We start from the raw sequence: 13,560 nt of genomic DNA on the forward strand, positions 1-13,560 counted from the left end.
CGCAAAAATCGCTGAACGGAGCGTTTTCATGTTGCATATATAGGTTCTGACCGATGCCGGCTGATCTTCATAGGACGCCGCATCCGGTGTGAGATCCTGCGCCGCAGCTATCAACTAACGGCAGGTAGTTGGAGAATGTCTGTAACGTTATGGTCGAAGGGTTAGTTGTGTAAGACCCAATTTATGCCGGAGGGGCACGAGAAGAGATCAGAGCAACGGAACTGACCTGATAGCGGGGAAGAGCGTCGATGAAGGTAGGAAATGCAACGAGCGGAGCATGGAAGGGAGAAGCGGTCCCATTCAAAACAACAACAGCCTGCTGAAAATACTTCAGCTCGTTGTCAGTACGATTTACCAGGTCGAGTTCGCCGTTATCAGCATCGATGTGGCAAACGTTGGGCACATGGAGCGAAAGTACGACCCGCGTAGAGCTCTCCCCGAAGACGAGGAAGGCAACCATGAGGATAAGCGCTACCGCAGCAAGGTTTTTCTTGAGTATGGTCATATATGCAATCGTAGAGCAGACGAACTTGATATGTAATGTACTGTTGTGCAATCGGGAATGTCAGCTTCATTGCAACTGCTGAAAATAAAGGAATTTTCAATTTTAATGAAAGCAATAAATGTGCCGTAGAATGGCGTATTGGGTTGCTGTTTGGTACGGTAACCGCTTGAAATATTTAGCATAATAGCTCATTGTTGTAGTCGCAAATTGAAAAGGCTACGATTTATATTTCGGCTGGATAGTGCGAGGTTTGCGGTGAAATGACGCAGTCGCAAATTGATTGCCCGCCATTTCCCCACGTGAAATATGTAGGGGGATATTCTTGTTGACTCTCGTGTTGAACCATCGCCTCAGCTGACGGTCTTTTTGAACCGCCAGATGGCAAAGAAGAGGATGGTGCCGCCGAGGATCAGCAGCCCGACGAGTTCCGGCCAGAGGATGCCGAAGCCGATTCCCTTGAGGAAGACCCCGCGTACGATGACCAGGTAGTAGCGAAGCGGGTTCAGGTAGGTGAGCCACTGGATGGTCAGCGGCATGTTGGCGATGGGGAAGGCGAACCCGGACAGGAGCATGGCCGGGAAGGTGAACATGAACGAACTCATCATCGCCTGCTGCTGGGTATGGCTGACCGTGGAGATGAGCAGTCCGAAGCCGAGGGTGCAGAGCATGTAGGCGGCCGTAGCGGCGATCAGCACCGGGACGTTCCCCCGGAAGGGGATGTCAAACCAGTAGATCGCGACCAGTGTCACAACCAGGAGGTTGGTGTAGCCGATGCAGGCAAACGGGATCGTCTTCCCCAGGATGAACTCCCAGCGCCGGATGGGGGTGACGATGATCTGCTCCATGGTGCCGATCTCCTTCTCCCGCACCACGGCCATGCTGGAGAGCATCATGGTGGTGATGAGGAGCAGCAGCGCCGTCACTCCCGGCACATAGTAGTTCCGGCTTTCCAGGTTTTCGTTGAACCAGCTTCTTCCCGCCAGTTCCACCCGGCCGGTCCGTGGGCGTACCCCCTGTTGCCGGGCAAGCCGCTCCACCAGGATACTGTCGCTGAATCGGGTGGCAATGGCGGTCACGTGGCCGACGATGATCCCGGCCGACGAGGCTTCGCTGCCGTCAACGATCACCTGTACCGGCGCGCTCCGTCCGCCGGCCAGGGCGCCGGCAAAGCCGGGACCGATCTTTACCGCCATGGTAGCCTTGCCGCTGTCCAACAGCTCGCCCAGCTGGTCCTCACGGTCGACCTGCATGTCGATATCGAAGTAGCCCGACCGGCTGAGGCGGGCGATAAACTCCCGGCTTTCCCGGCTGTTGTCCAGATCGTGCACCGCGGTTGCCACATGCTTTACATCTGTGTTGACCGCATAGCCGAACATGACGATCTGGAAGAGCGGCACCACCAGGATGACAAAGCGCATCTTCGGGTCCCGGAGGATCTGGATGAACTCCTTGACGAGCATGGTTTTGAGGCGCTGAAACATGGTGGCTTCCCGGTTTGGTCCTGGACGCGGAGATTCCCGATAGCGACCGACTCTAGCATATTTCCCGGTTTCGATTAAGATTATTCCATGGGACGACGTTTCGTGATCGGTGATGTGCATGGCTGCGCCAGAACCTTGAGGCGGTTGGTGGAAGAGCGACTCGGGCTGACCCAGGAGGACGAGCTCTATCTTCTCGGGGACCTGATCGACCGTGGACCGGCCGTGCGTGAGGTGCTGGAGTTTCTCATCGGCCTGCAGGAGGCGGGATACGCGGTCGCGTCGATCATGGGGAACCATGAGGATATGTGTCTTGAGGCCTGCCGTGACCGGAGTCGGTTCTACCTCTGGATGCTCAATGGTGGCCATGCCACCCTGCGGAGCTTCGGGGTGGAGGATGCCTGCGAGATCCCTGAGCGCTATCACCGGTTCTTCGTTGCCCTGCCGACGCATATCCTGCTTCCCGACTTCGCTCTTGTTCACGCCGGCATGGACTGTGGACAGCCCGATCCCTTCGCCGACCGGCAGACCCTCCTCTGGAGCCGCTCCTGCATCGTCGACCCTGCCAGGATCGGCGGCCGGCGCGTTGTCAGCGGCCACACCCCCCGGACCCGCCAGGAGATCGAGGCGTCCGTTGCCGAGAACTGGATCGTGCTCGATAATGGCTGTGTCTACCGTGGTGTTGCGGGGTTCGGGAACCTGGCGGCGCTGTCTCTTGATACCCTGCGACTCTATTTTCAGGAGAATTGTGACTGCTGACCGAGGTGCTCTATCCGGTGGTGTCTGTGTCGTTTGCTGTGGTTCCGGGAACACGGGACGGGCGAGATTTGCTCCCGAGGAGGACAAATCGCGACCCGGGCCGCGACCACGGTACACTGACCGTGCTGATGCCGCAGCCGGCCGGACAGTCTATTAGGGGGACGCTGGCGTGGAGATAGGCAGCGTAGCGGAAAAAGTCGACATGATGCCAGAGTTCTTCACGGATGTCGCGGACCTGTGCATCCTGGCCGCAAACGGGGCAAGAAAAGCGTGCCCCGCTGCTGCAGGTGAGGAACAGATCGACCCGCCCGATTTCATCGACAAAGCTGATCCTGTCGATCTGCCATGGTTGCGACAGACCCAGTGTGGCAGCGAAGATACCCGTGTGGTCCATGGGAAAGCCTTTATTTCGAGTTGGGGAACGTTCTCTTCTGTTTGCGGCACCGGTATTTTTTGTTAGAGTCTAACACCAGACCGCATGTTCTTTTCATGATAATGCTCGTAGAGCAGATTTGGTGCCGGCAAGGCAATGTATCGTAGAATGGCTTTCCGGGCCGTTATTCAGGCTAGCCCGGCAGGGCGTCACGCCCACAGGGGTGTCGTGATTACCCGGGAAACTGGAGCCGGTTGGCTGTAACACCGCATGGAGCAAGGCATCTCGCTTGATACCCGCCGGTGACAACTGTAAATTTATTTGCACCAGTGCCGGGAACGATATGAACGCCGAACCATCCCACAATCGCAACTCGTTGCTGTTCAGACGGTATGTACGTCTGTTCCTGATCCTGTTTGCGATCGAACTCCTGATCGACAGCGCCTTGGAACTGCTGATACCCCGGTCGACGGAAACGGTGATGCAAATCGTCGACGGGCTTGCCATGGCCATCTGCAGTACACCTCTGATCTGGTGGCTGGTGGTACAGCCGCTCAGAAAGGACTTCACTGCCGAGAAGGCCCGTTTCGAACAGGTCATTAACCAGGTAATCGATTCGATTGTGGTGATTGATTGCCAGGGGCGGATCGAGGCGTTCAACACCGCTGCCGAGTTGACCTTCGGGTACCGGGAAGAAGAGGTGTTCGGACGCCAGCCGGATATGCTGGTGGTGGAGCCGGATGGCTATCTGCGGCAGATTCTGGTCCGGGCCGCGTCCGGTCAGGTCCCTACGGACTGCATCCACCATGAGATCATCGGGCTCCGTCGCAATGGCAGCCGGTTTCCCATGTCCATCTCGATAAGCCGGGCCGATCTGGGGGACCGGTCGAGCCTGATCCTGATTATCAGGGATATCAGTCCCATCCGGGAACAGGAATTGCGCCAGCAGCGGATGCTGTTGGCTCTGTCGGACAGCGAAAAGCGGTTCCGGCAAATCTTCGAACAGACCGAGGACGCCATTGTGCTCCTCACCGGCGAGAATTGGTCGGTGCTCGACATCAACCCGACCGCCGAACAGCTGTTCGGCTACGGCAAGGATGAGTTCGTCGGCCGGCCGCTGGTGATCTTCCGTAACAAGGGAGACCAGACCTCTTTTGAGGCGTCGCTTGCCTCGCTCAGGGAGAAAGAGCTGGTCCGGATGGAGCACGTGCAGGTGGTGCGCCGGGATGGAACCGGGATTCACGTGTCGATCCATGGTAAGCTGATCCAACTCCAGGGAGAACAAGCGGTCTATTGCACGTTCCGGGATGTCACGGAACGGATCCGGTTGGAGGAAGAGGCCCATGCCATCCAGTCCCGCCTGATCATGACCAATAAGATGACCTCCCTGGGACTGCTGGTGGCAGGTATTGCCCACGAGATCAACAACCCGAACAATGCCATCCTGGCCAACGCCCAGCTGCTGGAGCGGGTCTGGACCGACCTGGACAAACAACTTCAGGAGTATGCGAAGGAGCATGGCAGCTTCAGTGCCGGTGGTCTGGAGTTCAGCCAGCTGCATGCGGCCCTTCCCGAGATCCAGGAAGGGGTTATCGGCGGTGCCCGGCGGATCAGGGATATCATCGGTAACCTGAAGAACTACTCCCGCCAGGGGCGGGTGTTTCCGGATGCGACGATCGCGGTGAATCTGAACCGGGTGATCTCTTTGGCCATGGCGCTCTTGAATCACCATGTCAGCAGGCATACCGACCGGTTTTATCTGCAGCTGACCGAGGGTATTCCGCTGGTGAACGGGAGCCCGCAACAGCTGGAGCAGGTGGTGATCAACCTGATCATGAATGCCCTCCAGTCGCTGACCGCAATGGATCGCGGGGTGTGGGTCTCTACGGCGTATGATCCGGACCGGCGGGAGGTGAGCATGACCGTTCGCGACGAAGGGGAGGGGATTCCTGCGGAGCTGCTGGAGCGGGTCATCGAACCGTTTTTCACCACCAGACTGGACAGTGGCGGCACGGGATTGGGGCTATCGATAGCCAACTCCATAGTCAAGGCCCATGGCGGCACCATGACCATCGTCAGCCAGCCGGCCAGCGGGACTGCCGTGACCATCGTCCTGCCCGCTGTCCTGCCAACCTGTTTCTCATCAAGAAATTCCGCATGAAAACTGGTTGGTTCCTATTCCGGGGAAAACCTTTCCGGACGGAAGCCAATTACTGAAGGAGCAGTAACCCATGGAACGATGGAAGCGTGAAGAGAACCCTGCCACGATATTGCTGGTGGACGACGAGCTCCCCCTGCTCAAGGTCTCGAAGCTATCCCTGTTGAGCCAGGGGTTTACATCGGTGGTTACCTTGAACGACAGCCGCGAGGTTATGCCATTTCTGGCGGCACACAATGTTGCCGTGATGATGCTCGATCTGTTCATGCCGCATGTTGGAGGGCTCGAACTGTTGCCCCGGATCATCCGCGACTATCCCGAAATCCAGGTCATCGTCGTGACGGCGCTGGATGAGACCGAAACCGCGGTCCGCTGCATCAAGTCAGGCGCCTTTGACTATCTTACCAAGCCGGTGGAGAACGACCGCCTGATCACCAGTCTGCGCAAGGCCCTGGAACATTGGAGCATGTACCGGGAGATAAACCAGCTGCGCGACCGTTTTTTCAACGATCGGTTGGAGAACGAGGCGGCGTTCAGCGAGTTCGTTTCCTGCAACGAGAAGATGCGGGCGGTGTTCAGATACCTGGAAGTCATTGCCCCTTCCCGGCAGCCGGTCATGATCACTGGCGAGACCGGGACCGGCAAGGAGTTGGTGGCGCGGGCAGTGCACAAGCTGTCCGGTTGCCAGGGGGAGTATGTGGCCGTCAATGTGGCCGGTCTGGATGACACGATGTTTGCCGATACGCTGTTCGGGCACCGCAAAGGGGCCTTTACCGGTGCCGAACAGCATCGTGAGGGGCTGGTGGCCAGGGCGTCCGGCGGTACCCTGTTCCTGGACGAGATCGGCGATCTGAGCGAGCAGTCCCAGACCAAGCTTCTCCGGCTGCTTCAGGAACGGGAGTATTATCCGGTCGGTTCCGACACCCCCAGGAAGAGCGATGCCCGCGTGGTGCTCGCCACGAATCACGATCTGCAGCAGATGATCGCTGCCGGCCGGTTCAGGCGTGACCTCTACTACCGGCTCTGTACCCATCAGGTGTCAATCATTCCGCTCCGGGAGCGGCCGGATGATATCCCTTTGCTCCTGGATCACTTCCTTGCCGATGCTGCCCGCGAACTCCGCAAGAAGAAACCGACCGCTCCACGGGAACTGTCCGTGCTGCTTTCCACCTACCCGTTTCCGGGCAACGTGCGGGAGTTGGAGTCGATGGTGCATGACGGGGTGGCGCGCCATAGCGGCGGGGTTCTTTCGATGGAGAGCTTCAGCGCAGCGATCGGTTCGTTGCGCGGACAGGGAGTGGGCATGTCGCTTTCCGTGACCGAAGGGGAGCCTCTTCATGATATTTTCGGCCATTTCCCCAATCTGAGGGAGGTGGAGGAGTACCTCATTGCCGAGGCCATGAAACGGGCCAAGGGGAATCAGGGGATTGCCGCATCCCTCCTTGGTATCACCCGGCAGACCCTTAACAAGCGACTTCAGTCCCTGACGCCTCACTCGTGATGGGCGGACGACAGCCATACCGGTCCGGGAACCGTTGAGCGTGGAGCGGGAGATTTCACGCACGATAGCGGCGCACCGGCTGTTCACGGCAGGAGAGACCGTGGTCGTGGCGGTTTCCGGCGGTGCCGATTCGGTGGCGCTCCTGGACTTTCTGGCAACCGGGAGTGGCCTGGGACTGCGGCTGGTGGTGGCCCACGTGAACCACGGTCTGCGCGGTGCCGAGGCCGATGACGACGAACGGTTCGTGCGCGGGCTTGCAGAGCGGTATGGCCTGCCTATGGCGACTACCAGTGCCGATGTCCGGGCGCTCAGCCGGCAGCGGCGACTTTCGCTGGAAGAGGCGGGGCGTGAGGCGCGCTACGCCTTCTTTGAAGAGGTTGCCGGGCAGTATGGGGCGGCACGGATTGCCCTGGCCCATCACCGTGACGACCAGGCGGAAACGGTACTGATGCGCCTCATCCGTGGTGCCGGCGTTGACGGGCTGTCGGGGATGCGTCCCCGATCCGGCGATGGGCGGTATGTGCGGCCGCTCCTGTCTGTTACGCGCCGGGCGATTGTCGGCTATCTGCGGAAAAAGGGACTCGCCTGGCAAGAGGATGCCAGCAACCGGGATCAGCGTTTTCTGCGTAACCGGGTCCGCCACGAGCTGCTCCCCCTATTGGCCAGTTACAACCCGGCCATTGCCGAGCGGCTGGCAGCGACCGCCGAGTCGCTTGCCGCCGATGGCGAACTGCTGGAGCGGTTGACCGCTGAACGTTATGCGGTCTGTCGTGACTGCGCCGGGGAGGGGCTGGCAGTCCCCCTGCTGCGCCGGGAACCGGACGGTATCCGCCTGCGTCTCTATCGCCGTGCCATTGCCGCGGTGAAGGGGGATCTGCGCCGCCTTAGCCACCGCCATCTGCAGGCCATCGACCGGTTGGTGCTCGCGGCCAGGTCCAATGGGGCACTGGCGCTCCCCGACGGTGTCCGGATCACCCGTTGTTATGATGCCCTGACCGTTACGGTCGGTGATTCCGGGGAGGATTACGGGTATGAACTGCTGGTGGAGGGACCGGGCAGCTACCGGTTGCCCGGCGGCTGGAACCTGACGGTGACAGTGGGGAAAGCCCCGGCCTCCTGGGAAGGGGCTGCACTGGATACCGCCTGGTTCGACCCGGTAGCCGTCCCGTTCCCGTGGCTGGTCCGCACCTTTCGCCCCGGCGACCGGATCAGGCCGTTCGGGATGACAGGGGAGAAAAAGGTCAAGGATCTCCTCATCGATCTGAAGATCCCCCCGCTTGAGCGGCGCTCCCTGCCGCTCGTCTTTGCCGGCGGCGTGCTCGCCTGGGTTTGCGGTATCCGACGCGGGGCAGTGGGGGAGGTCGCACCGGGGAGTGACCGGGTGGTGGTCGCGGTCTGCTCACGGGAGCGGTAAGGCTTGTCAAGCCGGGCACTCTGTGCTAACTTTCCGTAACTTTACGACCCGATAAGCCTTAAAGCCCGTTGACGGGCATACACAACGAGGGGGTAACCTTGAATCAGTTTTACAAAAACCTGGCATTATGGCTGGTTATCAGCCTGATGATGATCCTATTGTTCAACCTGTTCAATAAGCCGAAGCCGGCACAGGACACTCTTACCTACAGTGATTTCATCACTGCTGTCGAGGCGGGCAAAGTCAAATCCGTTACCATTCAGGGGAACGATGTCCTCGGCAAGTACACGGATGGTAAATCGTTCAGGACCTACCGGCCGAGCGATGCCCAGGTTTCCGAGATGCTGATGGAGAAGAAGGTCGAGGTCTCGGCCAGGCCGGAAGAGGAGAAGTTCTCCTGGTTCTCCATCTTCATCTCCTGGTTCCCCCTGATCCTCCTGGTGGGGGTCTGGATCTTCTTCATGCGCCAGATGCAGGCCGGCGGCGGCAAGGCCATGTCCTTCGGCAAGAGCCGGGCCAAGCTCCTCACCGAGGCCCAGGGCAAGATCACCTTCGAGGATGTGGCCGGTATCGAGGAGGCCAAGGAGGAGTTGCAGGAGATCATCCAGTTCCTCAAGGATCCCAAGAAGTTCACCAAGCTCGGTGGCCGCATCCCCAAAGGGGTGCTCCTGATGGGGCCTCCGGGTACGGGTAAGACCCTGCTGGCACGGGCCATTGCCGGCGAGGCCGGGGTTCCCTTCTTCTCCATCTCCGGCTCGGACTTTGTCGAGATGTTTGTCGGCGTCGGCGCCAGCCGGGTGCGGGACCTGTTTGTCCAGGGGAAGAAGAACGCGCCGTGCATCATCTTCATCGATGAGATCGACGCCGTGGGGCGGCACCGTGGCGCCGGCCTCGGCGGCGGCCACGACGAGCGGGAACAGACCCTCAACCAGCTCCTGGTGGAGATGGACGGCTTCGAGTCCAATGAGGGGGTCATCCTGATCGCCGCCACCAACCGGCCGGACGTCCTTGACCCGGCCCTGCTCCGCCCCGGCCGCTTCGACCGGCAGGTGGTGGTGCCCCGTCCCGATGTCAAAGGGCGGGAGGCGATCCTCAGGGTGCATGCCAAGAAGACGCCGCTGGCGCCGGACGTGAACCTGGAGATCGTGGCCAAGGGAACCCCCGGCTTTTCCGGAGCCGACCTGTCCAACGTGGTGAACGAGGCGGCCCTCCTTGCTGCTCGCCGCAACAAGAACTTCGTTGACATGAGCGATTTCGACGACGCCAAGGACAAGGTGCTGATGGGGGTGGAGCGCAGGAGCATGGTCATCTCCGAGGAAGAGAAGAAAAACACCGCCTATCACGAGGCCGGTCATACCCTGGTGGCCAAGTTTCTTCCCGGCGCCGACCCGGTCCACAAGGTCTCCATCATCCCCCGCGGCCGCGCCCTGGGGGTTACCATGCAGCTTCCCATCGAGGACAAGCACAGCTACTCCCGCGAACTGCTCCTCGACCGGATCGCCGTCCTCATGGGGGGGCGTGCCGCGGAGGAGATCATCTTCCGCACCACCACCACCGGCGCGGGGAACGATATTGAGCGGGCCACGGAACTGGCGCGCAAGATGGTCTGCGAGTGGGGTATGAGCGAGAAGCTGGGGCCGGTTACCTTTGGCAAGAAGGACGAGCAGATCTTCCTCGGCCGTGAGATGGCTTCGCACAAGAACTACAGCGAAGCCACGGCGGTGGAGATCGATGGCGAGATCCGCCGGATCGTGGAAGACAACTACAGTCGGGTGAGAAGAATGCTGACCGCCCAGGTCGACGTGCTGCACCGTCTGGCCGGGGTGCTGATCGAGAAGGAAAATCTGAGCGGTGCCGAGGTGGACGAGATCATCAAGGGCGGGACATTACCCGTGTCGGCACCGGCGGTGTCCGAGCCGGCCCCGACCCCGACCGAGGCATGACACTGCCTCCTCTGCCTGCAGGCCGGGTATGGCGGTTCGGGAATCGCTGTTACGACCTGAGCCGGCGCCCCCTGGTCATGGGGATACTGAACGTCACTCCCGACTCCTTTTCCGACGGCGGCCGCTTCGATTCCCCGGAGAGCGCCGTTGACCGCGCCCTGGCCATGGTTGCGGAAGGGGCCGACATCATCGACATCGGTGGCGAGAGCACCCGTCCCAATGTATCGCCGGTCTCCGCCGCCGCCGAACTGCGCCGGGTGGTGCCGATTGTCGAGAAACTGGCACCGCTCGTTTCCGTTCCGCTTTCCATCGATACCTACAAGGCGGTGGTGGCCAGGGAGACCATTGCCGTCGGGGCCGAGATCATCAACGATGTCAGCGGCTTCACGTTTGATGATGACATGGCCGGAACCGTCGCCTCTTCAACTGCCGGAGTGGTCCTGATGCATACCCGCGGCCGGCCGACGGAGATGCAGCGAGATACGGTCTACACCGACCTAGTGAGCGAAGTGGCGGGCTGTCTTGCCGAACTGGTGGCCAGGACCGAAGCGTCGGGCATCGGCCGGGAGCGGATCGTGGTCGATCCCGGTATCGGGTTCGGCAAGAGTGTTGCCGGCAACCTGGAACTGCTGCGGCGTCTGGGTGACCTGACCGGAACCGGTTGCCCTCTGCTGGTCGGTACCTCCCGGAAATCGTTCATTGGTACCCAGCTGGGACGGGACGTTGATGAGCGGCTGTTCGGCACCGCCGCCACGGTTGCCGTGTCAATAATGAACGGTGCGCGGATCGTGCGGGTTCATGATGTCCGGGCCATGCGCGACGTGGTGGACATGACCTGGGCGATCATGGGGGGCGGGGAGGTGGCCTGACCGCCAATAGCAAAGCGGATGGAGAGGGGATGGCTGAACTCCTGCACAGATCGGACTGGTTGACGCATCTCGTTGATATCGCGCTGGTGGCCTTTCTCGTCTACCGTCTGGTTATCCATCTCAAGGAAACGACGGCCATCCGTCTGCTCCTTACCCTTCCCATTGTCCTCATCGCCTACCTGCTGGCCCAGTTGAGTGACCTGCGCGCGTTTCAGTGGCTTTTGGACAACTTCCTCGGTTCACTGGTCGTCATCCTGGTGGTCATCTTTCAGTACGATATCCGCCGGGCTTTCCTCTCCTTCAGCAGAAACCATCTCGTGAAGCGGTGGGAACCGGACGAGGACGAGTCCCACGCCGTCATCGAGGAGTTGCTGGCGGCGGTGGAGGGGATGGCCGGCAAGCGGATCGGCGCCCTGATCGTGGTCGAGCGTGAGGTGGCCCTGGATAACCTGATCGCCATCGGCACCGAGATCGATGCCAAGGTGACCAGCGAACTGATCTCTTCCATCTTCCTGCCGTATTCGCCCATTCATGATGGTGCGGTCATCATCCAGCATGGCAAGCTGACCAAGGCCGGCTGTTTTCTGCCGCTGACCCAGAACCCGGAGGTGGCCAAGGAGTTGGGGACCCGCCACCGGGCGGCCATCGGCCTGACCGAACTGTGCGATGCCGTGGTGATCGTGGTTTCCGAAGAGAGCGGCGGCGTGTCGGTGGTGGTTAGTGGCAGAATCACCCGGGATCTTGATCTCCAGGCGTTGCGCAAGGTGCTCAAGCGGCTGATCGAATCGAGGTGGCTGCAATGAACTGCATTGCTTCCACCAACCGTATCTGGCTCATCCGACTGCTTTCCCTGCTGCTGGCCGTCGTGATCTGTCTCTTTGTGGACCTGGAACAGCAGGATGAGGCCGAACTGGCGGCAACTGTCCGGGTTGAGAATCTCTCCCCGGGACTGGTCATAACCGGCGGGCAGCTGCCGGCGGTGCGGGTGAGGCTTGCCGGCCCCAAGATCCTGCTCATCCGCTACCAGGGGTTCTCTCCCATCCTTCCACTGGAATGCGGCGGCCTGCGGGAAGGGGTGACCAGGTTCGTGGGGCTGGAAAAAGGGGTGCGGGTTCCGGTCGGCATCCGGGTAGTCGGGGTTGTCCCGGCCACGGTTGAAATGAAGCTGCTAAAGCGTGACAAAGGAGGCAGGCGCCAATAGCCATGAAGAAACTTTTCGGAACCGACGGAGTACGGGGGGTGGCCAACGTCTATCCCATGACCACTGAAATGGCCATGCAGATCGGCCGGGCTGCGGCTTACATCTTCAAGGACGGTAACCGCCGCCACCGGCTGGTCATTGGCAAGGACACCCGCCTGTCCGGCTACATGATCGAGAATGCCCTGGTGGCCGGCATCTGCTCCATGGGGGTGGATGTGCTTCAGGTCGGCCCGCTGCCGACGCCGGGGATTGCCTATATTACCTCGTCCATGCGGGCCGATGCCGGAGTGGTCATTTCCGCCTCCCACAATCCGTTCCAGGACAACGGCATCAAGTTCTTCTTCAAGGACGGCTTCAAGCTGCCGGACGAGATGGAGCTGAAGATCGAGGAACTGATTTTCTCCAAGAAGATCGACTCGCTCCGCCCCATCGCCACCGAGGTGGGCAAGGCATACCGGATCGAGGATGCGATTGGCCGTTACGTGGTCTTTCTCAAGAGCACCTTTCCCAAGGAGCTTGATCTGGCCGGGATGCGGATCGTGCTGGACTGCGCCAACGGCGCGGCGTACAAGGTGGCGCCGGCGGTCCTGGGCGAGCTGGGGGCCGAGGTGATCCCCATCGGCGTGAAGCCCAACGGCACCAACATCAACGCCGGTTGCGGCTCGCTCCATCCCGAGATCATGAGCGAGGCGGTGAAGGAACACCGGGCCGACCTGGGGATAGCCCTGGACGGTGACGCCGACAGGGTGATCTTTGTGGACGAATTCGGCAATTCTGTGGACGGCGACCAGATCATGGCCATCTGCGCCACCGAGCTGATCCGGCAGAAAAAGCTCAGGAAGAACACCCTGGTGGCCACGGTCATGAGCAACATGGGGCTGGACATTGCCCTGCGCAAGGCCGGCGGCAAGGTGATCAAGACCGCGGTAGGTGATCGCTACGTGGTGGAAGAGATGGTCAAGGGTGGCTACAACCTGGGTGGCGAGCAGTCGGGTCACATGATCTTCCTTGACCACAACACCACCGGTGACGGGATGCTGTCGGCACTCCAACTGCTGGCCATCATCCGGCGGCAGGAAAAGACGCTCTCCGAACTGGCCGAGGTGATGATTCCCCTTCCCCAGGTGCTGGTGAACGTACGGGTGGCCGAGAAGAAGGATATCATGACCATCCCGGCAGTGGCCGGGCTGGTGCGGGACGTGGAGCAGAAGCTGGGGGACGAGGGGCGGATACTGATCCGTTACTCCGGCACCGAGCCTCTCCTGCGGATCATGCTGGAAGGGCAGGACAAATACCGGATTACCGGCTGGGCCAAGGATATTGCCGAGGCGGTTGAGACATCGATCGGAGGGAAGTAGG

The 13,560-nt window shown here is 60.6% G+C and carries 12 protein-coding genes; 9 read left to right on the plus strand and 3 right to left on the minus strand.

From position 1 onward, the window contains the following. Positions 1–181 precede the first annotated feature (181 nt). Together JN12_RS06005 and JN12_RS06010 are read right to left on the minus strand one after the other, a co-directional pair. A complete protein-coding gene (locus tag JN12_RS06005) occupies positions 182–505 on the minus strand; it encodes a hypothetical protein (protein WP_145019681.1) in 324 nt (107 codons plus the stop codon). Between the two features lie 350 nt (positions 506–855). Then, a complete protein-coding gene (locus JN12_RS06010; RefSeq protein ID WP_145019684.1) occupies positions 856–1,986 on the minus strand; it encodes an ABC transporter permease in 1,131 nt (376 codons plus the stop codon). Positions 1,987–2,073: 87 nt separating this feature from the next. Between JN12_RS06010 and JN12_RS06015 the strand changes: the two genes are divergently transcribed. Next, on the plus strand, positions 2,074–2,742 hold the full coding sequence (locus tag JN12_RS06015) for a metallophosphoesterase family protein (protein WP_145019687.1): 669 nt from the start codon (positions 2,074–2,076) through the stop codon (positions 2,740–2,742). Positions 2,743–2,752: 10 nt separating this feature from the next. On the opposite strand, the gene JN12_RS06020 is transcribed toward JN12_RS06015, so the two are convergent. Continuing rightward, complete coding sequence (locus JN12_RS06020) at positions 2,753–3,136, minus strand: transposase family protein (RefSeq protein ID WP_145019690.1); 384 nt, start codon at positions 3,134–3,136, stop codon at positions 2,753–2,755. 322 nt (positions 3,137–3,458) lie between these two features. On the opposite strand from JN12_RS06020, the gene JN12_RS06025 reads away from it, so the two are divergent. The 8 genes from JN12_RS06025 to glmM all read left to right on the plus strand — a co-directional run bounded on the left by JN12_RS06025 (position 3,459) and on the right by glmM (position 13,559). Beyond that, positions 3,459–5,276: a PAS domain-containing sensor histidine kinase gene (locus JN12_RS06025; RefSeq protein WP_145019692.1), complete on the plus strand. Its 1,818-nt coding sequence runs from the start codon at positions 3,459–3,461 to the stop codon at positions 5,274–5,276. 70 nt (positions 5,277–5,346) lie between these two features. Further along, entirely contained in the window at positions 5,347–6,774 is a 1,428-nt protein-coding gene (locus JN12_RS06030) for a sigma-54-dependent transcriptional regulator (protein WP_145019695.1), read from the plus strand. A 40-nt stretch (positions 6,775–6,814) separates the two neighbouring features. Then, the gene (gene tilS / locus JN12_RS06035) at positions 6,815–8,188 is read left to right on the plus strand and encodes a tRNA lysidine(34) synthetase TilS (protein WP_145019697.1); all 1,374 of its coding nucleotides are present in this window, start codon (positions 6,815–6,817) and stop codon (positions 8,186–8,188) included. Positions 8,189–8,286: 98 nt separating this feature from the next. Further along, positions 8,287–10,131: an ATP-dependent zinc metalloprotease FtsH gene (gene ftsH / locus JN12_RS06040; protein WP_145019700.1), complete on the plus strand. Its 1,845-nt coding sequence runs from the start codon at positions 8,287–8,289 to the stop codon at positions 10,129–10,131. Then, positions 10,128–11,000 carry a dihydropteroate synthase gene (gene folP, locus JN12_RS06045; protein WP_145019702.1) on the plus strand — a complete coding sequence of 291 codons (873 nt, stop codon included), beginning with the start codon at positions 10,128–10,130 and terminating at the stop codon, positions 10,998–11,000. The genes ftsH and folP overlap by 4 nt, the downstream gene beginning before the upstream one ends. Before the next feature lie 29 nt (positions 11,001–11,029). After that, positions 11,030–11,803: a diadenylate cyclase CdaA gene (gene cdaA, locus JN12_RS06050; RefSeq protein ID WP_145019704.1), complete on the plus strand. Its 774-nt coding sequence runs from the start codon at positions 11,030–11,032 to the stop codon at positions 11,801–11,803. Beyond that, positions 11,800–12,201 carry a hypothetical protein gene (locus tag JN12_RS06055; RefSeq protein WP_145019706.1) on the plus strand — a complete coding sequence of 134 codons (402 nt, stop codon included), beginning with the start codon at positions 11,800–11,802 and terminating at the stop codon, positions 12,199–12,201. The genes cdaA and JN12_RS06055 overlap by 4 nt, the downstream gene beginning before the upstream one ends. A 2-nt stretch (positions 12,202–12,203) precedes the next feature. Beyond that, a complete protein-coding gene (gene glmM / locus JN12_RS06060) occupies positions 12,204–13,559 on the plus strand; it encodes a phosphoglucosamine mutase (protein ID WP_145019708.1) in 1,356 nt (451 codons plus the stop codon). Position 13,560 lies beyond the last annotated feature (1 nt).

Origin of the sequence: Geobacter argillaceus (assembly GCF_007830735.1) — a bacterium.
Lineage (GTDB): Bacteria > Desulfobacterota > Desulfuromonadia > Geobacterales > DSM-12255 > Geomobilibacter > Geomobilibacter argillaceus.

Bases quoted from the DNA above. Each gene is read 5' to 3' on its own strand.
- JN12_RS06010 (WP_145019684.1), bottom strand. From the start codon at position 1,986: ATGTTTCAGCGCCTCAAAACCATGCTCGTCAAGGAGTTCATCCAGATC.
- JN12_RS06030 (WP_145019695.1), top strand. From the start codon at position 5,347: ATGGAACGATGGAAGCGTGAAGAGAACCCTGCCACGATATTGCTGGTG.
- glmM (WP_145019708.1), top strand. From the start codon at position 12,204: ATGAAGAAACTTTTCGGAACCGACGGAGTACGGGGGGTGGCCAACGTC.
- JN12_RS06055 (WP_145019706.1), top strand. From the start codon at position 11,800: ATGAACTGCATTGCTTCCACCAACCGTATCTGGCTCATCCGACTGCTT.
- cdaA (WP_145019704.1), top strand. From the start codon at position 11,030: ATGGCTGAACTCCTGCACAGATCGGACTGGTTGACGCATCTCGTTGAT.
- JN12_RS06015 (WP_145019687.1), top strand. From the start codon at position 2,074: ATGGGACGACGTTTCGTGATCGGTGATGTGCATGGCTGCGCCAGAACC.
- folP (WP_145019702.1), top strand. From the start codon at position 10,128: ATGACACTGCCTCCTCTGCCTGCAGGCCGGGTATGGCGGTTCGGGAAT.
- JN12_RS06005 (WP_145019681.1), bottom strand. From the start codon at position 505: ATGACCATACTCAAGAAAAACCTTGCTGCGGTAGCGCTTATCCTCATG.
- JN12_RS06020 (WP_145019690.1), bottom strand. From the start codon at position 3,136: ATGGACCACACGGGTATCTTCGCTGCCACACTGGGTCTGTCGCAACCA.
- JN12_RS06025 (WP_145019692.1), top strand. From the start codon at position 3,459: ATGAACGCCGAACCATCCCACAATCGCAACTCGTTGCTGTTCAGACGG.